Here is a 25230-nt window from a genome sequence, read left to right on the forward strand (position 1 = left end):
GAGTCAGGAAGGCTGTGACGGAAGCCATACCTCCGGTCACAGACCTGTCACAGCCTCCCCGACGACCGCAGGACCACCCGAGGGGTGTCGCTGAGTACACCCCGCGATACGGGTTCTGCGCCCCATGTGCTCCGACCTCGCTCTCCGTAGGTTCTTCACCAGGGCACAGGGCGTGCCGGACGGGGAGTGATGACGATGTTTCGTACGGGATCGCGGCGCGGTCACGACAAGGGACCCGCCGCCGAGGCACTGCGGCTGGTGAAGGTGAGCAAGACGTACGGCAGCGACGAGGGTGCCGTGGCCGCGCTCGACGGTGTCACGCTCGGGCTGGCCCGGGGCACCTTCACCGCGGTGATGGGGCCGTCGGGCTCGGGCAAGTCGACGCTGTTGCAGTGCGCGGCCGGCCTGGACCGGCCGGACAGCGGGATCGTGCAGGTGGACGGTACGGAGCTGACGGGCGGCGGCGAGGCCGAGCTGACGAAGTTCCGGCGCGGGCGGATCGGGTTCGTGTTCCAGCAGTACAACCTGCTGGAGACGCTGACGGTGGCGCAGAACACGGTGCTGCCGCTCAAGCTGGCCGGTCGGCGCGTCGACCGGCGGCGGGCCAGGGAGGTTCTCGAACAGGTCGGTCTCGGCGACCGGCTCGGCCACCGTCCCGCTCAGCTCTCCGGCGGTCAGCGCCAACGGGTCGCGATCGCAAGGGCGTTGGTGACCGAGCCGCGGGTGATCTTCGCGGACGAGCCGACCGGCGCACTGGACACCCGCAGCGCGCGGGACGTGCTGCGGCTGCTGCGGGAGGCGGTCCAGGTGCACGGCCGGACCGTGGTAATGGTGACGCACGACCCGGTCGCCGCCTCCTACGCCGACTCCGTGCTGTTCCTCGCGGACGGCCGGCTGGTCGGACGGCTCGACGCACCGACCGCGGACGCGGTGGCCGAGCGCCTCGCGCACTTGGGCGACGACGTGACGGTGGGGGTGTGAGCGATGTTCGTACTGGCCATGCGGTCGATACGGCAGCGTCCCGGGCGGTTCCTCGCCACGTTGCTGTCGGCGTTCCTGGGCGCGACCATCATCATGACGTTCAACTCCCTGCACGACACGGCCGCGGGGACCGGTGTCGACTCGGTGAGCCGGGACACGCTGACCACCACCGCGAGCGTCGTCGGCGGTTACGGCACGCTGCTGGTGTTCTTCGCGGTCGCCTCCACGCTCACGGTCAACGTGCGCCAGCGGGCTGCCGAGTTGGAGCTGTTGCGCAGTTCGGGGGCGACTCCGGCACAACTGAAGCGGATGATCGTGGGTGAGGCGGCGGTCGTGGCCCTGGTGGGCGCGGTGCTGGCGATCGGTCCTGCGATGCTCGGCGGGCGATGGCTGCTGGACATGTTCCAGGACAGCGGTCAGGTCTCCGGGTCGGTCGAGTACTCCTTCGGCACGGTCGCGCTGATGTCGGGCGTCGACATCACGCTGCTCGCGGCGGCGGGGGCCGCGTTCCTGGCCGTACGGCGGGCCACGCGGCGGAGTGAACCGCGGGGGCGGGCACGGACGTTCCTCGCCTGGGCGGCACTGGCCGTCGGTGCCGTGTCGGTGATGTCGACGTTCGCGTTCTCGGCGACGGACCCGGCGCTCATGGCGGCACCGGCCTACGGGGCGATCCTGCTGTCGGTGGGGTTCGCGCTGCTGTCGCCGCGGCTGCTGAAGGCGGTGCTCGACCGGCTGCCGCTGTCCGGTGCGGCCGGCTGGCTCGCCGTGCGGAACCTGCGGGAGCGGACCGGTCAACTGGCCGGGATCCTCATGTCGTTGGTGCTGTTCACGGCGGTGGCCTCGGCGACCCTGACGATGCAGGCGGTGGAGAGCGACGCGGTGGCCGCCTCGGGGCTGAAGAAGTCCGTCGAGGACAAGAACCTGGAGACGCTCAACCTCACGGTCGTCGGCATCATCGTGGTCTTCGTCTGCGTGATGCTGGTCAACTCCCTCTACGCGGCGACGACTTACCGCAGCCGGGAGTTCGGGCAGCAGCGCCTGGCGGGCGCGACTCCCCGGCAGGTGCTGGCGGTTGTGGGTGCCGAGGGGCTGCTGCTGACCGTCGTCGGTGTCGTCTTCGGCACGGTGGCCGCGCTGGCGGGGGTCGTCCCGTTCACGGTCGTCCGGTCCGATGCGGTGCTTCCCGACCAGTGGCTCGGCATCTGGCTCGCGGTCGTCGCGGTCGCGACGGCGGTGACGCTGGGGACGGGCCTGACGACGGCACGGCGCGTGCTGCGCGCCCCGGCGGTGGGGGCGGTGGCGGTCGCCGCGTGACGGGTGTCCGTACCGGGGGCCGACGGCTTCGGCGGTCCCCGGAACCGGTTCCGCGACCTCGGCAAGGGGCGGCTGCTTCGGCGGCCGCCCCTTCGTCTGTGCCCGGCCGGCACTCGGCTGCCGCGCCCCCGGCCCTGCTACTTCACGCCGGCCGCGTCAAGCAGCGCTGCCGCGGTCGCGATGCTCAGCCCGTCCAGCGTCTCGATCCGGGCGCCGGCGCGGGCGCTCGCGCCGTCGTAGACGAGCATCAGCTGCCGGGCCAGGAACTCCGGGTCCGATGCGCCACCGCGCTCCGCCTCGGCGCGGAACCCGTCCTGAAGCTGCTGCTTGGCGATGCCGGCGACCTTGCTCGCCGGATGCTCGGGGTCCTTCAGTTCGACCAGCGCGGCCAGGAAGGGACAGCCCTGGTAGTCGGGGCCGGTCGAAAGCCACTCGGACCGCTCGAAGACGTGCAGGATGCGCTCCCGCGGAGTGACAACCTGCTCCAGCCCCTCGGCGAGCTGGGCCGCGACCTCGGGAGCGCGCCGCTCCAGGCTCGCGGCGAGGACCTCGTCCTTGCCGGCGAAGAGCTGGTACATCGACCGCTTCGAGACGCCGGCCTCCCGGCACAGTGCATCGACACCGATCGAGACGCCGTCGCGGTAGAAGAGCTCGGCCGCCGCGTCGAGCAGCCGGTCCTTCGTCGACGCCTTGTCTGTCGTGGTCATACACCGAGGTTACCTCCGCGAGGGCCGGTATGGAAACCGATCGGTATCCGGCTGGGGCGGTCCCGGGGACCCGTGACAGACTGGGTGAACAAGCGCTTAGATAGTGACTCCGCGCCGCGCCGACCTGGAGGCCCCGTTGCTGTTCACATCCGTCGACGACGTCTCCGCGCGTCTGGCCGAGACCGGCTATCTCGCCTCGCCCGCGGTGGCCACGACCGTCTTCCTGGCCGACCGGCTCGGCAAGCCGCTGCTGGTGGAGGGACCCGCCGGAGTCGGCAAGACCGAGCTCGCCAAGGCCGTGGCCGAGGTGGCGGACGCCCGGCTGGTCCGGCTGCAGTGCTACGAGGGCGTCGACGAGTCCCGGGCGCTGTACGAGTGGAACCACGCCAAGCAGCTCCTGCGCATCAGCGCGGGACGGGACGAGTCCTGGGACGAGACGCGCACGGACATCTTCAGCGAGGAGTTCCTCCTCCCCCGTCCGCTGCTGACCGCCATCCGCGGGGACGACCCCAAGGTGCTGCTGATCGACGAGACCGACAAGGCGGACGTCGAGGTCGAGGGCCTCCTCCTGGAGGTGCTCAGCGACTTCCAGATCACGGTCCCCGAACTCGGCACGGTCACCGCGACCCGCCGCCCCTTCGTCGTCCTCACCTCCAACGCGAGCCGCGAGCTGTCCGAGGCCCTGCGCCGCCGCTGCCTCTTCCTCCACATCGGCTTCCCCGACGAGGAGTTGGAGCGCCGGATCGTACGGCTGAAGGTGCCCGCCCTGGACGAGACGCTGGCCGCGTCGGTGGTCCGGGTGGTCGGCGCGCTGCGCGCCATGGACCTGCGCAAGGTCCCCTCGGTCGCCGAGACCATCGACTGGGCGCGCACCCTGCTCGCACTCGGCGCCGACACCCTCGACGAGACCGTCGTACGGGACACCCTGGGCGTTCTCCTCAAGCACCAGGACGACGTCCTCAAGGCCGCCGCCAAGCTCGACCTGGACGCCGTGTGACCGCCCCCGGGGTCGCCGACCGGCTGACCTCGCTGGTCGGGGCGCTGCGCGCGCACGGCATGCGCATCGGGACCGGCGAGACCGTCGACGCGGCCCAGGCGATGGCCGAACTGGGCCTCGCCGACCGCGAGTTGCTGCGCGAGGGGCTGGCCGCGACGCTGCTGCACGGCCCGGCGCAGCGCCAGGTGTTCGACCCCGTCTTCGACCTGTACTTCCCGCGGGGCGTCGGCGCCCCGGAGACGGAGTCCGCCGGCCGGGAGGACCTGCGGGACCGGCTCGCGGCAGCGCTGGCCGCCCAAGACGTCGCGCTGATGGGGCAGTTGGCGGCGGAGGCGGTCGACGGCTTCGGCGGCTACGGCACGTCACCGCGGTCGGACGGCTGGTCCTCGTACCAGACGCTCGAACGGATCAGACCGCAGACGCTGTTCGCCCGGGTCCGTGACGACGTCCGTGCGCGGGACGGCAGTTCGGGGTTCTCGGACCGGTTGCTCGACGACGAGATCCGGCGGCGCATCGAGACGTTCCGGCGGCTGGTGGCGGCGGAGGCGCGGCGACGGGTCGCCGAGCGGCGCGACCGGGACGAGCTGGCCCGGCGCGCGGTGGCGCCGACGGCGGACCGGGTGGACTTCCTGTACGCCGGCAAGGACCGGCTCGCCGAACTGCGCAGGACCGTACAGCCGTTGGCCCGTAAGCTCGCCACCCGGCTCGCGGCGCGTCGGCGCCGGGCCGCGCGGGGCACCATCGATCTGCGGCGCACCCTGCGCGGCTCGCTGTCCACGGGCGGGGTGCCGATGAAGCCGGTGCTGCGCAGGCGCCGGCCGGTGCGGCCCGAACTCGTCCTGCTGTGCGACGTGTCGGGCTCGGTGTCCGGCTTCTCGGACTTCACGATGCTGCTGGTGCAGGCGCTGCACGACCAGTTCAGCAAGGTGCGGACGTTCGCCTTCGTCAACCGGATCGACGAGGTGACCGGCCTCCTGACGCACGGCACGGCCGACCCCGAGGGCCTGGGCGCCCACATCAGGACCCAGGCCACGCTCACCGGCTGGCACGAGAGCAGCGACTACGGCGTCGCTCTGGGCGAGTTCGCCGAGCGCTACGGCGACGCGGTCGGCCCGCGGACGACGGTCTTCGTGCTCGGTGACGCCCGCACGAACATGAGCGACCCGAACCTGGCGGCCGTCCGACGGGTGTCCGAACGGGCCCGCCGCGTCTACTGGTTGAACCCCGAGCCGCGCACCCAGTGGGGCACGGGCGACTCCGCGGCACTCGACTACGCCGGTCTGGTGGAGATGTTCGAGTGCCGCAACGCCCGGCAGCTCGGCGCGCTGGTGGCGCGTCTGCTGCCGGTGTGAGCGCCCTGACGCGCCACTACACCTGGGCGGCGACCTGTGCGTAGAGCACCGAGGGGTCGACGGCCAGGCCGGCCTTGACCTGGCGGGTGAGGTCGTCGGCGAGCACCTCCCAGGCGTCGGCCTCGACACCGTCGAGGGCCTGGGCGGCGACGCTCTCGGGAGTGGACTTGGGCGCGTCGACGTGGGCGGCCATGTCCGTGTCGACGTACGCGACGTGCAGACCGGTGACCTCGATGCCGCGCGGCTTCAGGTCCAGGCGCAGGGAGTTGGTCTGGGACCACAGGGCCGCCTTGGAGGCGCTGTAGGAGCCGAGGAGGCCGACCCAGGACAGCACGGAGTGGAAGTTCAGGATGTGTCCGCCGCCGTTGCGCTCGATGATGGGAACGAAGGCGCGGGTGACGAGCAGCGGTCCGTAGAAGTTGGTCTCGAACTCGCGGCGGACGTCCTCGATGGGCGAGTCCAGGAAGTTCGCGTTCACGGACGCGCCCGCGTTGTTGATGAGCAGGGTCACATCCTGGGCCTGCGCGGCGGCGGCCGCCACGGAGTCGGGGTCGCTCACCTCGAGGGCCAGCGGCACGGCGTCCGGGTGCGTGACCGTGCGCGGGTCGCGGGCGGTGGCGTACACCTTCTTGGCACCTCGCTCGTAGAGGGCTTCGACCAGCGACTTGCCGATGCCTCGGCTGCCGCCGGTGACCAGGGCGACGGAACCTTCGATGGTGGTCATGGGAGTTCTCCCGACTGTGCGAACACTGGATGGGCGGACCGACTGGAAACCGATCGGTTTCCATGTCTCGACCACAGTAAACCGATCGGTTTCCAAGGGCAAGCGGGAGCGCGCGTCATCCCGGAGACGTAGGGCTCGTCCCGGATATCGGGGGCGGCGGAATTTCCCTACTCTCCCCAGTGATGGAGGGGGATCCCATGAAGGCAGTCGTTCAGGACCGGTACGGCTCGGCGGACACGTTGGAGTTCAAGGAGGTCGACCAGCCCGTGCCGGACGAGGGCGAGGTGCTGGTGCGGGTGCTCGCGGCCTCGGTCAACGCCTACGACTGGCACTTCATGCGCGGCGATCCGAGGATCGCGCGGCTCAGCATGGGGTTCGGCCGGCCCAAGGCGCGGATCAGGGGCCGGGACTTCGCCGGGCGCGTGGAGGCGGTCGGCAGCGCGGTCAAGGGGCTGCGGCCCGGGGACGAGGTGTACGGCGAGGCCGACGGCGCGTTCGCGGAGTTCGTCTGCGCCGCCGACCACTCGGTGGACGTGAAACCGGCCGGGTTCACCTTCGAGCAGGCGGCCGCGGTACCGCTCGCGGCGAACACCGCGCTGATCGGCCTGCGGGACGTCGCCGGGGTCGAGGCGGGGCAGTCGGTGCTGGTGAACGGCGCGTCCGGCGGTGTGGGCACGTTCGCCGTGCAGATCGCCAAGTCGTACGGCGCCGAGGTGACCGGCGTGTGCAGCACCCGGAACGTGGACCTGGTGCGCTCGCTCGGCGCGGACCACGTCGTCGACTACACGCAGGAGGACTTCACCCGGGCCGGGCTCCGCTACGACGTCGTCCTGGACCTGGTGGGCAACCGCTCACTGACCGACTTCCGGCGCGCCCTGACACCCACCGGGACGCTCGTCCTGTCCGGCGGGGGCTTCTACGAGGGCGGCAGTCTGATCGGGCCGATGGCGCTCTTCATCAAGGGGCGGCTGGCCGCGCCCTTCGTCCGTCAGCGGCTGCGCGAACTCCCCGCGAAACAGAGCAAGGCCAACCTGGCGGAGCTGCGCAGGCTCGCCGAGTCCGGGCAGCTCTCGCCGGTCGTCGAGCGCACCTATCCACTGAGCGAAGTGCCGGAGGCCATGCGGCACATGGAGGTGGAGCACGCGCGCTCGAAGATCGTCATCACGGTGTGAGAACGCCGCGAGAAGGGCCGCGCGAGAGCCTGTTCTCCGACCTTTTCTGCGACCTTCCGGACGGAACGCGACGAACGCGGCGCCTAGTCCTTCGCCTTCGCGTACTCCTGGGCCATACCGCCGGCGAAGTCGTACACGATGACCTGTTCGTCGCCGATCACCCAGGCGTCGTGCCCGGGCGGAACCACGAAGACGTCGCCCGGTCCGACCTCGCTCTCACCGCCGTTCTCCATGCGCATGCCCATGCGTCCCTGGACGACGTAGCCGTTGTGATGGACCTGGCAGCTCTCCGTGCCGGCGATGGGCGCCACGGACTCGGACCAGCGCCAGCCGGGTTCGAAGGTGCCCACCGCGAAGTCGAGCCCGGTGAGATGGACCGCTTCCAGGTGGCCGCGCGGGAAATCGCGCCGTTCGTCGGGCTTGTCCACCGACTTGATCTCGATCATGACCGCTCCCTTCCGTTCGAACCCGCCCACCACTCCATCGTCGGTCTGTCAAACGGATGGCGCCATTCGGGGGATGCCGGCAGGCGCCCACCCTGCGCACCGATCAGTGGCCGCACAGCTCCGCGAAGCGGTCGGCGGCGATGTTGCCGCCGGAGACGATCACGCCGATCCGGCGCGGCAGAGCACCCACCCGCCCGCTGAGCAGCGCGGCCAGCGGGGTCGCCCCGCTCGGCTCCACGACGATCTTCAGTCGCTCGAACACGAACCGCATCGCGGCCCGGATCTCGTCGTCGGACACCAGGGCGATCTCGTCGACGAGCCGCTGGTTCACCGAGAACGTCAGCTCGCCGGGGATGTCCGCGGCCTGGCCGTCGGCGATGGTGCGCGGCACCGGGATGCCGACCCGCTTCCCCGCCTCCAGGGACCGCTTGGTGTCGTCCCCGGCCTCCGGCTCGACACCGATCACCCGGATCCCGGGGTGCAGGCCCTTGGCCGCCGTGGCACTCCCGGCGATCAGGCCACCGCCACCGACCGGCACGACGAGCGCGTCCAACTCCCCGGTCTCCTCGAGGAGTTCGAGCGCCGCGGTGCCCTGTCCCGCCATCACGTGCGGATGCTCGTACGGCGGGATGAGGGCGAGGCCGCGCTCGGCGGCCAGTGCCTCGCCGACGGCGACGCGGTCCTCGGTGTAGCGGTCGTACGTGACGATCTCGGCGCCGTATCCGGCGGTGGCGTCCCGCTTGGAGCGCGGGGTGTCCTCGGGCATGACGATGACGGCGGTGCTGCCGAGCTCCCGGGCCGCCAGGGCGACCGCCTGGGCGTGGTTGCCGGAGGAGTAGGCGGCGATGCCGCGGGCCAGTTCCTCGGGGGTGAGCCGGGAGGCCGCGTTGTAGGCGCCGCGGAACTTGAAGGCGCCGATCCGCTGGAAGTTCTCGCACTTGATGTGGACCTCGGCGCCGACCAGCGCGTCGAGGGTGCGGGAGCGGAGCACGGGGGTGCGGTGGGCGATGCCCTTGATCTGTGCGGCGGCGTCACGGACGGCGTCGAGGGTGATCGGCGGGGTGGTGGTCGTCACGCGGGTCCTCCATCGGGATCGGGCGTCGAGGCCGCGGCGGCGCGGGCCTGGGAGAGGTAGCTGTAGGCGGAGGCGCGGGAGATGCCGAGGCGGGCGCCGACCTGCTCGACGGCGCGGCGCACCGCGAACACGCCGTGCTCGTCGAGGCCCCGGAACAGGTCGAGCCGTCCGGCGCGGTCCAACCCGGCCCAGGTCCGGTGCTGGCCGGCGAGGTGGGTGTCGAGGATGGCGTCCACGACGGAGTCGACGTCGTTGCCGAAGGTGGTGACCGGCGCCTCGGTGGCGCCCCGGCCGAGGCCGGCCAGCGCGCCGAGCAGTGCGTGGGCCTCTCCTACGGCGGTGATGTCCACGTTGACGCACAGCGCGCCGAAGACCGCGCTCGTGGAGTCCCGCAGGACCATCGTGGACGACTTCACGAGTCGGCCGGTCGGGGTGCGGGTGACGTAGTTGAGGTCGTCGGCCGCCGCGTCGCCGCGGGCGACGATCCGCAGGCCGATCTCGCTCATCGACCCGCCCACGGCCCGTCCGGTGACCGAGCCGGCGAGGGCGACGACGGACTTCTCGGGCCGCCGGTAGTCGTGCAGGACCACCTCGCACATCGGCCCGAAGGTCGCCACGAGGCCGTCGACGACCGGTCCGAGGGCGGCGATGATCGCGTCGCGTTCGACGGTGAGCGCCTGTGCCTTGTCGGCGACCATGACGTGCCCCCGTTCTTCCGCGGCTCTGTGGTTCGGCGGCTCCGGTGGTTCCGGGCCGCGCCCGAGAACTAGACTACATGTCCAAGCTCTGGACTAAAAGTCCAGGACCTGTCCGAGGCGCCGCCGCACTCGAGACGCCGTCCGCCTAGGACACCGAGTCGTGTGTCGCCGCGTGCACCAGCGCCTCCCTCGCCGCGTGCCGGTCGCCGACCGTCTCCCACCAGGTGTGGGTGTGCATCTCCTCGGCCAGCCGGCGGCACCGCTCACGCGCGTCCGACAGCCGCTCCCGCTGCTCGCCCGTGATTTCGGCCCGCCCCGCCGCGACATCGGCGCCGCTGGGCAGGTGCGAGGCGATGTCCTGGCAGTGGGCCAGCGCCCTGGTGAAGGTGCGCCGGGCGGCGACCAGATCGCCGGGTATGACGAACTCGCCCACGGTGAACGGCCGGGAGAACTCCCAGGAGGGCGGTTCCGTGTGCCACAGCGAGGCGTCGAGGGGCCGTTCGTCGTCACGCGCCCGCGCGAGCTCCGCCCGGACGTCCGCCTCCGCGCCGTCCCCGCTCCCCGGATCGAGTGGTCGGCGTACGGGATCCGCCGCTCCTCCCCGGCGCTGCGTCGGCACCCCAGGCAGGGGTTCCGGGCGGCCTTCGAGGAACTCCTCCTTGTCCGCCGGGGTGACCCACATGTGCCAGCCGCGGCGGCCCGCCGGGTGGGGCAGGTAGAGCGAGACGAGTTCACCGGTGGCCGTGCGCCGGATGACGTCGTCGTAGTAGAGACCGCGCACCGGTTCCCACAGCCCGTGCCGGCCGCCGCACCTGCTGGTGCCCTGGCGTGGGCACGGGACCGGGTTGGTCCAGTCGCAGCGGGACATGTGCAGCTGCTTGATGCCGCCGCGCACCGGCAGGGCCGCGCGGTCGGTCACGTCACGCCAGCTCTGTACGTTCAGCCGGGCCCAGGGGGCGCGGTCGATGGGGATCGCGTTCTCGTTGTTGACCAGCCACAGCGGGGTGAGCCCGGCCTCGCGCGCGCCGCGGGTGCGCTCGTCGACGGATCCGCCCGCGATCGCCGAGAGCTGGATCTCGTAGCCGAACCGCCTGCTGTCGGTGCCCTCCACGGTCACGTCCGTGCGCCGCTTCCCGCGCCGGCCGCCGTCCGGGCGGGTGACGCGGAACCCTTCTCCCCCGGCGACCTGAGCGGTGTATTCCTCGAGTGCCTTGTGGAGATCGCTCTCGGCCTTCGTCTCGGGGCGCTCGCCCTTGGCCACATGCATCCCGTGCGGACGGCCGTCGACCTTGCGGATGGCCATGAAGCCGGGGCAGATGAAGCCCTCGTCCTCATGGGCTTCCAGGCAGTACAGAAGATCCGGCTGGTAATTGCCGTAGATCTCGTCGAGCAGCCCCGGGTATTCCGGGTGCCCGAGATCGGCCTCGGTGAGGTCGAGCGTGATTCCGAGGCCCCTGTGCCAGACGCTGTAGGTCATGCTTCGAGCGTAGGACGCGCCACTGACAACGGGGTTCGGGCGGCCGGGCATGAAGGGGCCACGGAATTGCGTTCGTTGATATAACGGGAATCGCCGGGCGGGAGCAGGGCGGCTCGCGTCCGGCATGTTCCCAGCGAACGAGGACGTAATGCTCCGTATTCATTTCACCCCCCACGACCTGCAGAGCATCCGGATCCTGCGGCGCCCGGACCCGCTGTGGGAGCTGGTCTGCAGTATGTGTCGGCTGAAGACCGGACAGGGACCGCTGGAATTCGGTCAGTGGCGTCGTTCGGCGCGTTCGAGAATCGCCGGTGAACCGGCGTTGAGAGAGGCCCTGCAGCCGCTGCGGTCACTGATCCCCAGCGTGGGCTACATCCCCGATTTCCTCACTCCCCCGATCTCCGGCGCGGAGTTGACCGCCGGCCTCGACGAGGTGCGTGCCACTCCGCGCCGACGCGTGGTGCGCGAGCTGACGCGGTTGAGCGGGACCCGTTCGCTGCCCGCCTGGACCACCGGGCTCGGCCGCCCCGGCGACGGCGGCCTGGCCGCCCTCACGCGCGCGTTGGGGGTCTACTTCCGCACCCTGGTGGAGCCGCACTGGTCCCAGGTGCGCGCGATGGTCGGCGACGACCTCGACCGGCGCACGAAGACGCTCCTGGACGGCGGCACCGTCGCGCTCCTGAACGGGCTGCATCCGCATGCCCGTTGGCGCTCCCCGGTCCTAGAGGTGGACTACCCCGTGGACCGCGACCTGCATCTCCAAGGGCGCGGGCTGCTGCTGGTCCCCTCGTACTTCTGCTGGGGCCGGCCGACCGCGCTGGCGGACCCGGAGTTGGCGCCGGTGCTCGTGTACCCGGTGTCGAAGACCCCGCTGGACGTCTCGCGCCGGACCGGGGAGTCGCTCGTACGTCTGCTGGGACGCACGCGTGCGGCGGTCCTGGCCGACGTGGCCGAGCGGGAGGGCCGGACCACCTCCGAGGTCGCCGAGGCGGTGGGCCTCTCCCTGCCGAGCGTCAGCCACCAGCTCGGCGTGCTGCGCGAGGGCGGCCTGGTCGACAGCCAACGGGCCGGCAAATACGTCCTGCACTCGGCGACCCCGCTGGGGCTGCGGCTGCTCGACACGGGGTGAAGGTGCCGCTCACGCGCGCGCCAAGCTTTTGCAGCCCCCGCGCGCGTGCTGCTCGGTCCGCCACGCGCGCGAGGCGAACACTCGCGCACCGCACCCCCGCCGATCAGTCGACGCTCGTCCAGCGTGAGGAGTCCGCGGCGCTGCGTTCGACGGCCCGCATCACGCACTGGACCTGGAGGCCGTCGGCGAACGACGGGCTCGGCCGGCTCCCGTCCTCCGCCAGCGCCGTCAGGAAGTCGTGGACCTGGTGGACGAACGCGTGCTCGTAGCCCAAGCCGTGACCGGGCGGCCACCAGGCGCTCAGGTACGGGTGTTCGGGATCCGTCTCCAGGATCCGGCGGAATCCCGCCTCCGTCTCCGAATCGGTGGCGTCGTACAGCTGGAGCTCGTTCATCGCCTCGAAGTCGAAGGCGAGCGACCCTCGTGATCCATTCACCTCGATCCGCATGGCGTTCTTGCGTCCCGTGGCGAAACGCGTCGCTTCGACCACGACGAGGGCACCGCCTTCCAGCCGACCCGTGAACGCGGTCGCGTCGTCGACGGTCACCTGGCCGCGCTGTTCCCCCGCACTCGCCGACAGCCCGCTGGATTCCGTCGGCAGCGGGCGCTCGGTGACGAATGTGGCCTGTACCGCCGAGACTCCGGTGAGCCGCTCGCCGGTCAGGTGCTGGAGCAGGTCGATGACGTGCGAGCCGAGGTCGCCCAGCGCGCCGGAACCGGCCTTCTCCTTCCGCAGCCGCCACACCAGCGGGAACTCGGGGTCGACGATCCAGTCCTGGAGGTACTGGGCTCTGACGTGCCGCACCTTGCCGATCACGCCCTCGGCGATCAGCCACGCGGCGTGGGCCAGCGCGGGGACCCGCCGGTTGTTGAAGCCGACCATCGACCGGACGCCCGCCTCCGCGGCCTCCTGGGCTGCCGCGGCCATCCGCTCGGCCTCCTCCACCGTGTTGGCGAGGGGCTTCTCGCACAGCACGTGTTTGCCGGCGGCCAGGGCGGCGATCGCGATCTCGGCGTGCGAGTCGCCGGGCGTGCAGATGTCGACGACGTCCACGTCGTCGCGGCACACCACCTGCCGCCAGTCGACCGCCCAGTCGCCCCACCCCAGCCGCTCGGCGGCCCGCGCCGTGCCCTTGGGGTCACGGCCGCAGACGACGGTCATGTCGACGTCGAAGGGCAGGTCGAACACTCGAGGTGCGGTGCGCCAGGCCTGGGAGTGCACGGCTCCCATGAACGAGTGGCCGATCATCGCCACCCCGAGGCAGGGGCGGCCGGGCACGGGGTCGGGCGAAGGGCGGGGCACGGGATCTCCGTATCGGTAGGGCGTCAGGCGGACGCGGCGGGCGGTGTCCGGTGCGGGCCGAGGGCGCCGCGGACCGACGGCCAGGCGGCGAGGGCGGCGCGTACGTCGGGGCGGCTCTCCTCACCCAGGGCCGCCGCGTACGCCTGGTCGAGCACGTCGTCGACGAGTACGCGCCGGCCGGTCCTGGCGGACTCCACCGCGGCCTCGACCATCGCCAGGCTCATGGTGTTCTCGTGCACCTCGCCCATGGGCACGCTGCCGGTCCGCAGCGACTCGACGAAGACCCGCAGCGCCCCGGCGATGTCGGAGTACGGGGAGCGGGGCCGCTCGGCGGGTTGTACGTCGGCGACGAGCACGGGCTCGTGGTCGCCGTCCCACTGCGCCGAGCCCTTCTCGCCACTCGCCCGCCACACCCCGTTCCATGAGGTCTCGGCGCCCGGACTGCACCAACTCCCGTTGTACGCATAGCGCGCACCGCTCTCCATCTCGAAGACGGCGCTCGCGGCGGCGTCGCCGGCGTACCAGCTCCACGGCGGGTTGTACGCCTGGCAGTAGGCGGAGACCGGGTCCGCGCCGAGCAGGAAGCGGGCCGAGTCGAAGGCGTGGATGGCCATGTCGATCAGCAGCGGGTACGCCATCTCCTCGCGGAATCCGCCCATGTGCGGTGCCTTGAAGAACTCGGTCGTCAGCGTGCCGATCGCGCCGAGTTCTCCCAACATCGCGCGCAGGGCGAAGAGTTGGGGGTTCCAGCGGCGTGACTGGCTCACCATGAACAGCTCGCCGCTCACCTCGGACGCGGCGGCCAGGGACAGGGCGTGGGCCAGGGTGTCGGCGATCGGTTTCTCGCCGAGGACGGGCAGTCCGGCGAACAACGCGGCGGTGGTGACGGGGTGGTGGGCCACCGGGACCGTCACGTTGACGAGGGCCTGGGCGCCGGTGTCGGCCGCGAGCGCGACAGCGTCGGTGCCGACCGGGAGGTCCGGCAGGCCCACAGCGGCGGCCGACCGATGGGCCGCGTCCAGATCGAGGTCGACGATGCCGACGAGTTCGGCCTCGGGTGCGGCGGTGACGGTGGTCAGCCACTGCTGTCCCATGGAGCCGGCGCCGACCACGATCACGCGCAGGGGGTTGTCGGGCCCGCAGGGAATCGTCCGGTGGGTCATCGAAGCGGCCCCAAGTAGTCCACGCCGTTGAAGAAGTCGTCGGTGTCGTAGCGCAGCAGCACCGGTACGGCGCGCTCGGGCCGGTCCGTGCGCGCCCACTGGACGCCGTTGGCGATCACCCGTCGGATGTCCTTGTTGTGGTAGACGGGGTAGTCCTGGTCACCGGGGCTGAAGTAGAAGATCCTGCCGTGGCCGCGGCGGAAGGTGCAGCCGCTGCGGATCACCTCGCCGCCCGTGAACGAGCTGACGAAGACCAGCTCGTCCGGAACGGGGATGTCGAAGAACTCGCCGTACATCTCGTCCTCGTCGACGACGAGCGGATGCGGAACTCCCTGGGCTATGGGGTGAGTCGGGTTCACCGTCCACACCAGCTCGCGGTCGTGCTCGTTGCGCCAGCGCAGGGTGCAGCTGGTGCCCATGAGCTTGACGAAGATCTTCGACCAGTGGCCGGAGTGCAGCACCACGAGGCCCATGCCCGACAGCACGTGCCGGTGCACCCGTTCGACGACCTCGTCGGACACCTCGGCGTGTGCCGCGTGTCCCCACCAGGTGAGGACGTCGGTCGAGGCCAACACCTCCTCGGCGAGGCCGTGTTCGGGGTCGTCCAGCGTGGCCGTGCGTACGGCGCAGGCGTCGCCGAGGTTCTCCTTGATGCCCTCGGCGATCGTGGTGTGCATGCCCTGCGGGTAGATCTTGGCCACGTGCTCCTCGATCTTCTCGTGGCGGTTCTCCCCCCACACGGTCACGCGGATCGGGGCCGGGGGCGGTGCGGAAGACGTGGTCACAGGAGTGTTCTGCCTTTCTCCGAAGTCGCCCTGGGGGCGGGTCATTTGACGGCTCCGCCGGTCACGCCGGTGGCGATGTAGCGCTGTGCCACCAGGAGCAGGACGAGAGCCGGGACCGAGGCGAGGGTCGCGGTGGCCATCACCGCGTTCCAGTCGCTGACGTGGGCGCCTAGGTACTGGTAGAGGCCGAGGGTCACGGGGCGGACGTCCTCGGTCGTCGTCAGGGTCAGCGCGAAGAGGAAGTCACTCCAGGTGAACAGGAGGGTGAACAGCCCCGCGGTGATGAGGGCATTCCTGCTCATCGGCAGGACGATCGAAACGAACGCCCGGACCCTCCCCGCCCCGTCCACCCGAGCCGCCTCGATCACCGAGGCGGGGATGTTGCCCATGAAGGCCCGCAGGATCAGGATCGCGAAGGGGATGCCCGCGGTGGAGTCGGCCAGGACCAGGCCGGGGATCGAGTTGAGCAGCCCGAGGTCGTTGTACGCGCTGTAGAGGGCGTTGGCCACGACGATGCCGGGGACCATCTGGCTGATCAGGATCCCGAACAGCACCGGCCCGACCCAGCGCGCGTCGACATGGGCGAGCGCGTACGCGGCCGGGCTGGCGATGATCAGGCTGAACACCACACTCCCCACCGCGACGAGCAGGCTGGTCAGGAGGTTCGACCCCTGCTGGCTCAGCGCGGTGGTGTAGCCGTCGAGGTTCAGGTGGGTCGGGAACCAGGGTGTGCTGACCGCGGTGTTGGCCGGCTGGAGGGAGACGTTGACCATCCAGTAGACCGGGAACAGCATCACGGCCAGGATCAGCGCGCCGATCGCGGTGTATCGCCAGGGCCGCCGGGAGCGCCGCCGGTGGACGGGTGGGGGCGTGGCCGGTCGGACCGGTGTGTGCGTGACAGTTGCCATGACGGCCTCACTGCTCGACGGCGCGTCGGTTCGCGCGCAGGTAGAGGACGGCGAAGACCAGCGAGATGACGATGAGGATGTTGCCGAGCGCGGCACCCTGCCCGAAGTCGAACTGCTGGAAGGAGAGTTGGTAGGACTGGCTGGCGATGGTCTGCGTCGCGTTCGCCGGTCCGCCGTTGGTGAGCCCGAGGATGACGTCCAGCACCTTGACCGTGTAGACGACGCCGAGCACGAGCACCACGCTCACCACGGGACGCAGCAGTGGCCAGGTCACGTGCCGGAACGCCCGCCAGCCCGTGGCCCCGTCCAGGGCCGCCGCCTCGTACAACTCCTCGGGGATGTCCTGGAGTCCGCCGTAGAGGATCGCGACGTTGAACGGGATCCCGATCCAGATGTTGACCACGATCACCGCGAACAGCGCCAGCGAGGTGCTGGTCAGCCAGCCGGGGCGGTCCTGTACGAGGTGCAGGGCGCCGAGGAAGCGGTTGAGGACGCCGTTGTCCTGGTCGAGGATCCAGCGCCACACCGCGCTGGAGACGATCAGGGGCACCAGCCAGGGCAACAGCAGCAGGGAGCGCAGTACGCCGTTCAGCGGGAACCCGCGGCGGAAGAACAGGGCGATGGCCAGGCCGATGAGGAACTGCCCGGCGATCGAACCCACCGTGAACAGGACGGTGTTGAGGAGTGCCTTGTCGAAGACGGAGGACGAGATGACGGCGCGGTAGTTGGCGAGGCCGACCCAGGGCGCCTCGCCGGTGTAGAAGGTGCTCGTCGTGTAGTGCTGGAACCCCATGACGACGTTCTTCACGACCGGGTAGCCGAAGAAGGCCACCATGTAGGCCAGGGCGGGCAGCAGGAACAGCAGGTGGGACTGGCCCCGCCGGCCGCGTTTCCGCAGGCTCCCGAGCCTCCGGCCCGCCGGGGCGCTGTCCGTGGCCGGTACCGCACGCTCCTTGGCCCGCACCGCTCGGCGCAGTACGTCAGCCATCCTGGGCCTGCTTCAGTGCCTTCGCCGGAGTCGCCCCCTGGGTGAGCGCGGTCTGCATGGCGGTGTAGATCTTGGTGGCGGCCTTGGGCCAGTCCTTGCCCAACTCGCCCGTGCGGGCACGGGCGTTGCGCACCTGGTCGGTGAACGCCTTCATCCTGGGCTGATCCGCCGCGAACTTGTCCATCAGCGCGGTCTTCGTCGGCACGGTCTGGCGCTCTTCGGCCAGCGCCAGCTGGTTCTTGTCGGAGTTGAGGCAGGCGACGACCTTGGCCGCCTTGTCCTGGCGCTGCGCGTTGCCGGTCTGCGGGACGGTCCAGGTCTCACCGCCCAGCGGGACGACGGGAGTTCCGCCCGCCTTGGGCACGGGGATCTGGACGACGTCGTAGTGCAGGCTCGTCTTCTTGTCGAGGACCGGGAACTGCCAGGGGCCGTTGACCATCATGGCCGCGTTGCCCGCCGCGAACTGGTCGTTGACGTCGGCCTGGCCCCAGCTGACCACGGACTTGGAGGCCGATCCGCTCTTGACCAGGTCCACCCAGAGCTGAAGGGCCTGCGCCGTCCGGGGAGTTGCGATGTCCTTCTCGTCGCCGCCGTTGGACCACATGAAGGGCAGGAACTGCCAGGTGCCCTCGTAGGTGGCGGGCGCGGAGAAGGCGATGCCGTAGCGCTTGCCCGAAGTGAGCTTCTTGGCGGCCGACTTGAGCTCGGCCCAGGTGGTGGGCGGCTTGACGCCCGCCTTGTCGAGCATGTCCTTGTTGTAGAACAGGCCGATGGTGTTGGTGACCGGTTGCAGGCCGTAGAGCTTGCCCTGGTAGGTCGAGGCGTCCACCACGCCCTTGGCGTATCCGTCGGCCTTCAGGCCGAAGTCGCCGAGCGGGGCGAGGGCGCCGCTGGCGGCGATCTGTTGCAGGTCGGGGTTGTCGAGCATCAGGACGTCGGGCAGGGTCCGCGACGAGGCCTGTTGCAGCACCTTGGGTATCAGGGAGGGGCCGGCCACGGCCTCCCGCTTGATCGTCACGCCGTTCTGCCGCCCGCACGCGTCCAGGACCTTCGCGTAGATCCCCTTGTCGGGCTGATCGGCGTAGTAGTCCATCACCCGCAGTGTGTCGGCGCCGCCGGACGATCCGCTGTTCGAGCCGCAGGCGCTCAGCGAGAGCGGCGCCATGAGCGCGAGGGTCACCGTCAGTGTCGTTCTGCTGGAGATCGCTCGTCGTTGAGCCATGTTCTTTCTCTCCTCGGTCGGCGCTGTCTCGGCGGACCGCGCGGGGTGTCGATGCGTATCGACAGCAATGACGCGTCATCCCCCTTGACACGGAACACTGGGGATCAGCGGGCGGACAGGCTGGTCTGACGCAGGGTCAGACGCGGGGTGACCAGTTCGACGGTCGAAGGGGCGGGCACGCTCTCGCGGTTCAGCAGCCGGAACAGGATCCGCATCGCGCGGCGCGAGACGTCCCTGGGTTCCAGCGAGAGGTTGGTGACGGGGGGTGTGGAGGTCTCGGCCGTGCGGTCCGTGCACAGTCCGATGACGGACAGGTCGCGGCCCGGCACCAGACCGCGGTCCAGCAGGCTCTGGAGGGTCGGCTGGATCAACTGCGGGTCGGGGACGACGAGTCCGAGCCGCTCGCCCCCGCCGGACAGCGGTTGCGCGAGCGCCTCGTCCAGGGCGGCCTCGGCCCCGGCCCGGCTGGTGTCGGGCGGGCTCACCTCGGCGTAGGCGATGCCGTGCGCGGCGGCCGACTCCTCGGCTCCCCGCAGGAAGCGTCGGACGAAGTTGACGTCGCGCGCCATGACATCACGGGGGTAGCCGAGCAGGACGACGCGGTCGTGCGCGGAGGCGGCCAACTCGTCCACCGCCATGCGTCCGGCCAGCGTGTAGTCCAGGTCGACGCAGTACAGGCCCGCGGGATCGTCCGGCACGCCGATCAGGATGACCGGCACGCTCAGGTTCGCCGCCACGGGAATGCGCGGGTCCTTGGACCCGACCTCCATCAGCACGATCGCGTCGCACAGGGACTGGTCGCTGAGCCGGGTGAGGCCCTCGGCGCCCTCGTCCTCGGTGGCCAGGATGACGTTGTGGTCCTCTTCCCGGGCGCACTTGGTGATCGTCTCGATGAAGGGCAGCACGCCCGTCATGTCGGCCCCCGGCGCGAACGGCACGACCAGGCCGATGACTTGGCTGCGCTGACTCGCCAACGCCCGCGCACCGGCGTTCGGTTGGAACCCCAACGTCTCGATGGCCTCCTCGACCCGACGCCGGGTCTCGGGGGATATCGAGCGGCGCCCGCTCATGACGTAGGAGACGGTGCTCTGGGAGACGCCCGCCAACCGGGCCACGTCCCGGCTCGTGACCATGCGGAGCACCTCCCTCGGTTCCCGCGTCGATCCGGTGTCGATCGCGGTGTCGATGCGTATCGACTGACTGGGACGAGACTGTAGGGAGGGGCCGCGAACGACGGCAAGGGTCGTGCAGGAAAAGAATCGGCCCCGGTCGCCCACGGCCGCCGTGTCAGCCGCGTCGGCTCGGAGGCGGGACATCGTAAAGCCCCAGCTCGTCGGTGTCGGGGGCCTGGAAGAGCCTCACGTACTCCTCCAGCCGGGCGCGCGGCGAGGGTCGTCTTGCCGGACCCGGGCAGCCCGCACAGCAGGATCTGTCCGGGCTCGGGGCTGGCGACCATCGGGCGCTTTCATGGCCGGGCGGCATGATCGCGCCCGCTTATTCGTTTGCCGCCGGTCGAGCCGCTCGGATAGGAAGCTCGCATGCTAACGGGCAGCAAAGTCGGGCTCAGGGCCCGGCACGAGGACGACATTCCGATCCTTCAGGCCGAACTCCACGACGACGTGGCCAACTTCTCCCGGTCCAACGGACGGCCGTGGCGGCCGATCACGCCGGGTTCGAAGGACTCGCCGTTCGCGGTCGACGACAAGGAGCAGGCGTACGCCCCGTTCTCCGTGGTGGAGCTGGAGGGCGGCACGCTGGTCGGCGACGCGACGCTGTGGAAGATCGACACCCACAACAGGTCCGCGCACCTCGGGCTCGGGCTGCTGCCCTCCGCCCGAGGCAAGGGGTACGGCACCGACGTGGTCGCGGTGCTGTGCCACTACGGCTTCGTCGTACGCAGCCTGCAACGGCTGCAGATCGAGACACTGTCGGACAACGAGGCGATGCTGCGAGCCGCCGAGCGCAACGGCTTCGTCCGTGAGGGCGTGCTGCGCTCCGCGGGCTGGGTGATGGGCGAGTTCCTGGACGAGGTCCTGCTTGGTCTCCTCGTCCAGGAGTGGAAGCCGGACTCGAAGGGCTAGAGCGGGGGCGAAGGGGCGAGGCAGGGGCGAAGGGTTTGGGGGCGGCGTTCTGCCGGCGCCCGCCTCACCTCGTCGACACCGCCACGCGCGCGCCCGTCGTTTCGCTCCGTGGTGCCGGGATCGTGCCGAAGTCCGAGATCTCCAGCAGCACTTGCTGAAGCGTGCGGCGAAGTTCCGTCATCGTACGGCGGGACTGGGGCGTGTCGGCGTAGATCGAGTTCATGTGGAGGCCGGCGGTGTCCCGTTGGAACCAGGAGGAGGTTCCGTTGGAGCGTGATGCCCATACGTGGGTCGTGGGCCGCCAGCTCTCGTGGTTCTCCGCTCCCGGGCACTTCCGCATGTCGGCGTAGGAGAAGAAGTTCACCGGGAACGGCCAGGTGCGCTTGGCGAAGTCGTCCGGCGCCAGCAGTTCCCACACCCTGACGAACGGCACGTCGATGCTGCGCAGCATGTCCGCGAAGCCGGCCCGCACATTGGCCACCACCTCGGCGAAACTCTGCTCCTCCGTCGCGGAGAACTCGATGGGCATGGTGTTGACGAACCATCCCATCGAGCCCAGCCAGTCGCCCTTGCCGCGTTCACTGACCGGCATCAGCCCCCGGTAGACGCCGGGACCGCCCGCCTGCCGGAGCGAGATCGCGACCGCGGCCAGCACCCCCATGAACGCCTTCCCGCCGACCGCGCGGCAACGGTTCTCCAACTGGGCGGTCTGCCGGGCGTCCAGGAGCGGGAACGCCTCGTTCACCGTGGGATACGTACGTCCCGGATCGATACCGAGATCGAGCGGGAACCGCGGGAAGAACTCACCGTTGCGCGCGATGAAGGACTTCCAGTAGTCCAGCCGCCTGTCGCACTCGCTGATCGACAGGTACCGCCGGCGCTGCTCCTGCGCGAAGTCCAAGTAGCTGCCGACACTGGGAAGTACGACGTCACCGCCGGCCGCGTACGCGGCGTACGCGGCCTGGATGTCGCTGACGACGTTCGGCATCGACATGCCGTCGCAGACGATGTGGTCGAACGCGAGGTACACCGTCGACGACTCGTCCCGCACCACCGCTCCCATCAGGAACAGCGGCCAGGAGAGCGTGTCGATCCGCTTCTTGAAGCTCTCGGACAGAAACGTCCGGAGTTCGTCCGTGGACTCGAACTCCCCCACCTCGACCGGCGTCAGGCCGATGTCCCGCGGACCGAGCGGCTCGCACGCCAACTCGCCCGCCAGCCGCCGGAACTCGCACCGCAGCACCTCGTGCCGCCGCACGAAATGCAGCAGCGCGGATTCCAGCGCGCTCCGGTCGAGGGTCCCCGACACCTCGAACGCGACGGCGAGCCAGGAGGAGAACAGATCGTCCGCCTTGCGGCCTTCCTCGGCCACGCTGAAATGCTTGTCCTGATTGAACGAGGCCCGTCTGACCGGCCCGTCGCCGCCGCTGCCGGCCTGCTCCCCCGTCCGCCCGAGCTGCCACTCCACCAGGCGCCCGGGCGCCAAGTCGAGTGCCTCCAAGGGAAACTGCCTCATGCTGGCTCTCCCGCCACCTAAGAACGACTCTCTGGACGGCTAACGACCGTGCGCTGATCAGGTGGCGACGTCGGCCGCGCGGACCTGCGTGCATGGGCAGAGGGGTCGGGGGTAATCGGATCGCGAATGTCAGGTTCAAGCGATGGGAGACCCCTGGTGCTGATGGCCCACCCCGCGGTGTTGAAGGACCTCGTCGAGCAGTACGAGACCCTGTGCGCCCTGCATGCCGAGAACGGCAGCCCCGCCGCACGACGCCGAATGGACGACGTCGCCTACACGCTGTGTGTGTCCACCGGTACCCGGGACGTCGATTCGGCCCTGGCCGCGGCACGCCGCCGACTGCCCGGCGCCCGCCCCCAGGACGACTCCGTGCTCACCGCGCACTGACCTCACACCTCCGCGGCCTTCGGTCACTGCCTCTCGGTTGCGGCGAAGACGCTTGAGTCCAGGTGTCCGAGGAGATCGGCAGGGTCCCGGTACACGGCCTGAGCACCGGCGCTCTCCAGGTCCGTGCGCGGGATCCCGCCGCAGAGCACTGCCACGGGAGTCACCCCGTCCCGGGCAGCGGCCTTCATGTCCCAGACGGTGTCGCCGACGAACACGGCCCGTTCGCTCGGTACCCCGGCGACTTCCCTGGCCAGTCGCACGGGGTCGGGGGCGGGTTTGCCGTCGGCGACGTCGTCCGCGCTCGCCGCCCCGCCGATCACGTCGTCCGCGTCGATGGCACGCCGCAGCGCGGAGAGCTCCGCGCCACTCGCCGAGGTCGCCAGGACGATCTCCCAGCCCCGTCCGGCCAGTGCTCGCAGCAGGTCGCCCGCCGCCTCCAACGCCGGGAGCCGGTCGAAGTACGTGGCGTAGAGGGTGTGGTGGGCCGTTACGAGCCGCTCGTCGCCGTCGGGATCGCGGTCATCCCCGAGCAGGTGCTCGATCAGGTCGCCGCCGCCGAGGCCCACCGCCCGGTGGATCTCCCGCATGGGAACGCCATGGCCGGCCTGCCGGAACGCCTCCCACCAGGTCACGACATGCAGGTGATTGGTGTCGACGAGGGTTCCGTCCACGTCGAAGATCGCGGCCCGCTTGGTGGCACGTTTCGTGGTCATCGCGGATGCCCTCTCACAGTTCCCGGAGGGCGGGGAGCAGCTTCTGTTCGGCCCATTCCAGGTAGGGCTCCTGGTGGTCGCCGCCGATCTGGACGAGCGCGACCTCGGTGAACCCCGCGTCGACGTAGGGACGTACGGCCTCGACGACCGCCTGCACGTCGTCGCCGCAGGGGATGGACTCGGCCACGTCCTCGGGGCGTACGAACTGGGTGGCGCCCTCGAACGCGGTGGGTCCGGGGAGTTCGGAGTTGACCGGCCAGCCGCCGCCGAACCAGCGGAACTGGTCGTGGGCGCGGGCGATCGCCGCGTCACGGTCGGTGTCGTAGCAGATCGGCAGCTGGCCGACCTTGGGCTTGCCCGTGCCGCCGTGCCGGTCGAACGCGGAGATCAGTTCCGGCCTGGGCTCGGTGGCGATCACCAAGTCGGCCAGGCGGCCCGCGAGTTCGCACGAACGGTCGCCCGAGACGGCGACCCCGATCGGCGGGAGCGTGTCGGGCAGGTCCCACAACTTGGCGTTCTCCACGTCGAAGTGGACACCGTGATGGTTGACGTTCTCCCCCGCGAAGAGGGACCGGATGATCTCCACGGCCTCTTCCAGCTTCTCCAGCCGGACGTGCGCGGCAGGCCAACCGCCGCCCACGACATGCTCGTTGAGGTTCTCCCCGGAACCGAGCCCCAGCCGGAACCGGCCCTGGGAGAGGAGCTGCACCGTGGCGGCCTTCTGTGCGACGACGGCCGGGTGGTAGCGGGTCGTGGGGCAGGTCACGTACGTCATCAGGGGGATGCGTTCGGTGGCCTGCGCGGCGGCACCGAGCACGCTCCACGCGTAGGAGGCGTGGCCCTGGGACTCCAGCCAGGGGAAGTAGTGGTCGGACGTGACCGAGAAGTCGAAGCCGGCGCGCTCTGCGCCGACCACATGGCCCACGAGCCCTCGCGGGCCGGCCTGTTCGGTCATCATCGTGTAGCCGATCTGCACCATGCTGCTCATCTCCTCGTGGGTCGCCTACGCGGGGTACTGCACCCGCCTCAGCGCTGCTTCGTTCCGAGCCGCAGGTCGACCTCCTTCTCCTGGTCTCCCGAGGCGGTGCCCCGCTCCTGCACGGCGAACGCGACGTCCAGGGCTTCGCGGAGCTGGTCGACGGCGACGTAACTGCCCTGCAGGGTGGCGGTGACCGTGCCCTCCAGTTGCATGGGGCCGGTCGGGACCCACTCCTGCGTCGGCTCGAACTCCGCGGTCCAGACGGCGGACTGGTCCCCCGGCTGTTCCTGGGGTATGTCGTCGGCGGGCCGGTCGGTGGGGAACCCGATCCGCAGGACGCCGAACACGGTGGCGGCGTCCTCCTTGGACGCGTCGGTGAGGGACACGGTGGCCATCAGGCTCACTCTCCTTGGCTGCCTTGCATACGAGGGTGTGGAACGACGTCCGGACCGTCCGGACGCCGCCGAGGGCGGGCGCCGGCAGAACGCCGGTACCCGCCCTCTTGTACTGCGGAGTGACGATCAGACGTGCCGGTCTCCGTAGTAGCCGCCGACCTGCTCGTGGTAGCCGGCGTCACCGACATGCTTGTCCTTGTCGAACTCGGGGGAGTTCTTGATCTCCTCCTTGGTGCGGCCGACGTGGACCGTCCGCTCCGCGACGTCGATGGAGGAAATGACACCGGCAGGAAGCAGAACCTGCTTGCCGAAGATCCACACTCCGGTGTCGACGACGATGTACGCGGCCCCGACGTCCTCGGAGTGCTTGTCGACCTTGCCGATCGAGCCGTCGCTCGCCTCGACCTTGAACCCGGTCAGGTCCATCCCCGTCTGGTGACCCGACTCTGCCTGGTAACCCCACATGTTGTCCGTCATACAAAACCTCCCCTTGCAATGCGTGAATACGAGGAAGCCCGTCCGGCATTCCGGTGGGCGACCCTCGGCAGGCCGGGTGCCCATCGTTTTCCGTCCCACACCTTCATCCATTTATTGATGGCGAACCCCACGCCATCGAATATCAGGGCGAGATAAGTACAAGAATCAACACAACCGTTTTCACGTCCAGGAGGGCCCGGTCGGCGCGGGCGGTGCGCATGAGACGGGTCAGACGGGTTAC

26 protein-coding genes are annotated in these 25230 nt (G+C 70.3%); 8 read left to right on the top strand and 18 right to left on the bottom strand.

The window, feature by feature from the left end; genetic code table 11:
• Positions 1-195: 195 nt before the first annotated feature.
• Entirely contained in the window at positions 196-981 is a 786-nt protein-coding gene (locus ACIP6U_RS00790) for an ABC transporter ATP-binding protein (RefSeq protein WP_401710906.1), read from the top strand.
• A 3-nt stretch (positions 982-984) separates the two neighbouring features.
• Positions 985-2295, top strand: coding sequence for an FtsX-like permease family protein (locus ACIP6U_RS00795; RefSeq protein WP_401710909.1), 1311 nt, complete (start codon positions 985-987; stop codon positions 2293-2295).
• 137 nt (positions 2296-2432) lie between these two features.
• Here ACIP6U_RS00795 and ACIP6U_RS00800 read toward each other — a convergent pair whose 3' ends face one another.
• On the bottom strand, positions 2433-3002 hold the full coding sequence (locus ACIP6U_RS00800; RefSeq protein ID WP_401710912.1) for a TetR/AcrR family transcriptional regulator: 570 nt from the start codon (positions 3000-3002) through the stop codon (positions 2433-2435).
• A gap of 139 nt (positions 3003-3141) precedes the next feature.
• Between ACIP6U_RS00800 and ACIP6U_RS00805 the strand changes: the two genes are divergently transcribed.
• A complete protein-coding gene (locus ACIP6U_RS00805) occupies positions 3142-3999 on the top strand; it encodes an AAA family ATPase (RefSeq protein ID WP_401712851.1) in 858 nt (285 codons plus the stop codon).
• A gap of 59 nt (positions 4000-4058) precedes the next feature.
• Positions 4059-5351, top strand: coding sequence for a VWA domain-containing protein (locus ACIP6U_RS00810; RefSeq protein ID WP_401712854.1), 1293 nt, complete (start codon positions 4059-4061; stop codon positions 5349-5351).
• A 16-nt stretch (positions 5352-5367) separates the two neighbouring features.
• On the opposite strand, the gene ACIP6U_RS00815 is transcribed toward ACIP6U_RS00810, so the two are convergent.
• Complete coding sequence (locus tag ACIP6U_RS00815) at positions 5368-6075, bottom strand: SDR family oxidoreductase (protein ID WP_401710915.1); 708 nt, start codon at positions 6073-6075, stop codon at positions 5368-5370.
• Between the two features lie 197 nt (positions 6076-6272).
• On the opposite strand from ACIP6U_RS00815, the gene ACIP6U_RS00820 reads away from it, so the two are divergent.
• Positions 6273-7247: an NAD(P)-dependent alcohol dehydrogenase gene (locus ACIP6U_RS00820; RefSeq protein WP_401710918.1), complete on the top strand. Its 975-nt coding sequence runs from the start codon at positions 6273-6275 to the stop codon at positions 7245-7247.
• Between the two features lie 83 nt (positions 7248-7330).
• On the opposite strand, the gene ACIP6U_RS00825 is transcribed toward ACIP6U_RS00820, so the two are convergent.
• The 4 genes from ACIP6U_RS00825 to ACIP6U_RS00840 all read right to left on the bottom strand — a co-directional run bounded on the left by ACIP6U_RS00825 (position 7331) and on the right by ACIP6U_RS00840 (position 10943).
• Positions 7331-7693, bottom strand: a complete 363-nt coding sequence (locus ACIP6U_RS00825) for a cupin domain-containing protein (RefSeq protein WP_401710921.1) — start codon at positions 7691-7693, stop codon at positions 7331-7333.
• A 103-nt stretch (positions 7694-7796) separates the two neighbouring features.
• Positions 7797-8768, bottom strand: a complete 972-nt coding sequence (locus tag ACIP6U_RS00830; protein ID WP_401710923.1) for a pyridoxal-phosphate dependent enzyme — start codon at positions 8766-8768, stop codon at positions 7797-7799.
• On the bottom strand, positions 8765-9466 hold the full coding sequence (locus ACIP6U_RS00835; protein WP_401710926.1) for a transcriptional regulator: 702 nt from the start codon (positions 9464-9466) through the stop codon (positions 8765-8767). Before ACIP6U_RS00835 ends, ACIP6U_RS00830 begins: the two co-directional genes overlap by 4 nt.
• Positions 9467-9611: 145 nt before the next feature.
• The gene (locus ACIP6U_RS00840) at positions 9612-10943 is read right to left on the bottom strand and encodes a hypothetical protein (protein ID WP_401710929.1); all 1332 of its coding nucleotides are present in this window, start codon (positions 10941-10943) and stop codon (positions 9612-9614) included.
• A gap of 322 nt (positions 10944-11265) precedes the next feature.
• Here ACIP6U_RS00840 and ACIP6U_RS00845 point away from each other — a divergent pair, with 322 nt between their 5' ends.
• Positions 11266-12072 carry an ArsR/SmtB family transcription factor gene (locus ACIP6U_RS00845; protein ID WP_401710931.1) on the top strand — a complete coding sequence of 269 codons (807 nt, stop codon included), beginning with the start codon at positions 11266-11268 and terminating at the stop codon, positions 12070-12072.
• Between the two features lie 103 nt (positions 12073-12175).
• Here ACIP6U_RS00845 and ACIP6U_RS00850 read toward each other — a convergent pair whose 3' ends face one another.
• From ACIP6U_RS00850 to ACIP6U_RS00880, 7 genes are all read right to left on the bottom strand, one after another.
• The gene (locus ACIP6U_RS00850; protein WP_401712857.1) at positions 12176-13321 is read right to left on the bottom strand and encodes a Gfo/Idh/MocA family protein; all 1146 of its coding nucleotides are present in this window, start codon (positions 13319-13321) and stop codon (positions 12176-12178) included.
• Positions 13322-13398: 77 nt separating this feature from the next.
• Positions 13399-14538: a Gfo/Idh/MocA family protein gene (locus ACIP6U_RS00855; RefSeq protein ID WP_401710934.1), complete on the bottom strand. Its 1140-nt coding sequence runs from the start codon at positions 14536-14538 to the stop codon at positions 13399-13401.
• Positions 14535-15323: a ThuA domain-containing protein gene (locus tag ACIP6U_RS00860; RefSeq protein WP_401710937.1), complete on the bottom strand. Its 789-nt coding sequence runs from the start codon at positions 15321-15323 to the stop codon at positions 14535-14537. Before ACIP6U_RS00860 ends, ACIP6U_RS00855 begins: the two co-directional genes overlap by 4 nt.
• Positions 15324-15364: 41 nt before the next feature.
• Entirely contained in the window at positions 15365-16231 is an 867-nt protein-coding gene (locus tag ACIP6U_RS00865) for a carbohydrate ABC transporter permease (RefSeq protein WP_401710940.1), read from the bottom strand.
• A 7-nt stretch (positions 16232-16238) separates the two neighbouring features.
• Positions 16239-17219: a carbohydrate ABC transporter permease gene (locus tag ACIP6U_RS00870; RefSeq protein WP_401710943.1), complete on the bottom strand. Its 981-nt coding sequence runs from the start codon at positions 17217-17219 to the stop codon at positions 16239-16241.
• A complete protein-coding gene (locus ACIP6U_RS00875; RefSeq protein WP_401710946.1) occupies positions 17212-18441 on the bottom strand; it encodes an extracellular solute-binding protein in 1230 nt (409 codons plus the stop codon). The genes ACIP6U_RS00870 and ACIP6U_RS00875 overlap by 8 nt, the downstream gene beginning before the upstream one ends.
• Before the next feature lie 104 nt (positions 18442-18545).
• A complete protein-coding gene (locus ACIP6U_RS00880; RefSeq protein WP_401710949.1) occupies positions 18546-19757 on the bottom strand; it encodes a LacI family DNA-binding transcriptional regulator in 1212 nt (403 codons plus the stop codon).
• 222 nt (positions 19758-19979) lie between these two features.
• On the opposite strand from ACIP6U_RS00880, the gene ACIP6U_RS00885 reads away from it, so the two are divergent.
• On the top strand, positions 19980-20522 hold the full coding sequence (locus ACIP6U_RS00885) for a GNAT family N-acetyltransferase (protein ID WP_401710951.1): 543 nt from the start codon (positions 19980-19982) through the stop codon (positions 20520-20522).
• 64 nt (positions 20523-20586) lie between these two features.
• Here ACIP6U_RS00885 and ACIP6U_RS00890 read toward each other — a convergent pair whose 3' ends face one another.
• A complete protein-coding gene (locus tag ACIP6U_RS00890; protein ID WP_401710954.1) occupies positions 20587-22038 on the bottom strand; it encodes a condensation domain-containing protein in 1452 nt (483 codons plus the stop codon).
• A gap of 156 nt (positions 22039-22194) precedes the next feature.
• On the opposite strand from ACIP6U_RS00890, the gene ACIP6U_RS00895 reads away from it, so the two are divergent.
• A complete protein-coding gene (locus ACIP6U_RS00895; RefSeq protein WP_401710957.1) occupies positions 22195-22425 on the top strand; it encodes a DUF5133 domain-containing protein in 231 nt (76 codons plus the stop codon).
• A 23-nt stretch (positions 22426-22448) separates the two neighbouring features.
• On the opposite strand, the gene ACIP6U_RS00900 is transcribed toward ACIP6U_RS00895, so the two are convergent.
• The 4 genes from ACIP6U_RS00900 to ACIP6U_RS00915 all read right to left on the bottom strand — a co-directional run bounded on the left by ACIP6U_RS00900 (position 22449) and on the right by ACIP6U_RS00915 (position 24989).
• Entirely contained in the window at positions 22449-23138 is a 690-nt protein-coding gene (locus tag ACIP6U_RS00900) for an HAD family hydrolase (RefSeq protein ID WP_401710959.1), read from the bottom strand.
• Positions 23139-23151: 13 nt separating this feature from the next.
• Positions 23152-24117 (bottom strand): LLM class F420-dependent oxidoreductase, encoded by a 966-nt coding sequence (locus ACIP6U_RS00905; RefSeq protein ID WP_401712859.1) that lies wholly within the window; start codon positions 24115-24117, stop codon positions 23152-23154.
• Between the two features lie 47 nt (positions 24118-24164).
• Positions 24165-24512 carry a hypothetical protein gene (locus ACIP6U_RS00910; protein ID WP_401710962.1) on the bottom strand — a complete coding sequence of 116 codons (348 nt, stop codon included), beginning with the start codon at positions 24510-24512 and terminating at the stop codon, positions 24165-24167.
• Positions 24513-24638: 126 nt separating this feature from the next.
• A complete protein-coding gene (locus ACIP6U_RS00915) occupies positions 24639-24989 on the bottom strand; it encodes a PRC-barrel domain containing protein (protein ID WP_401710965.1) in 351 nt (116 codons plus the stop codon).
• Between the last annotated feature and the right edge of the window lie 241 nt (positions 24990-25230).

Origin of the sequence: Streptomyces sp. NPDC088794, assembly GCF_044750545.1 — a bacterium.
Lineage (GTDB): Bacteria > Actinomycetota > Actinomycetes > Streptomycetales > Streptomycetaceae > Streptomyces.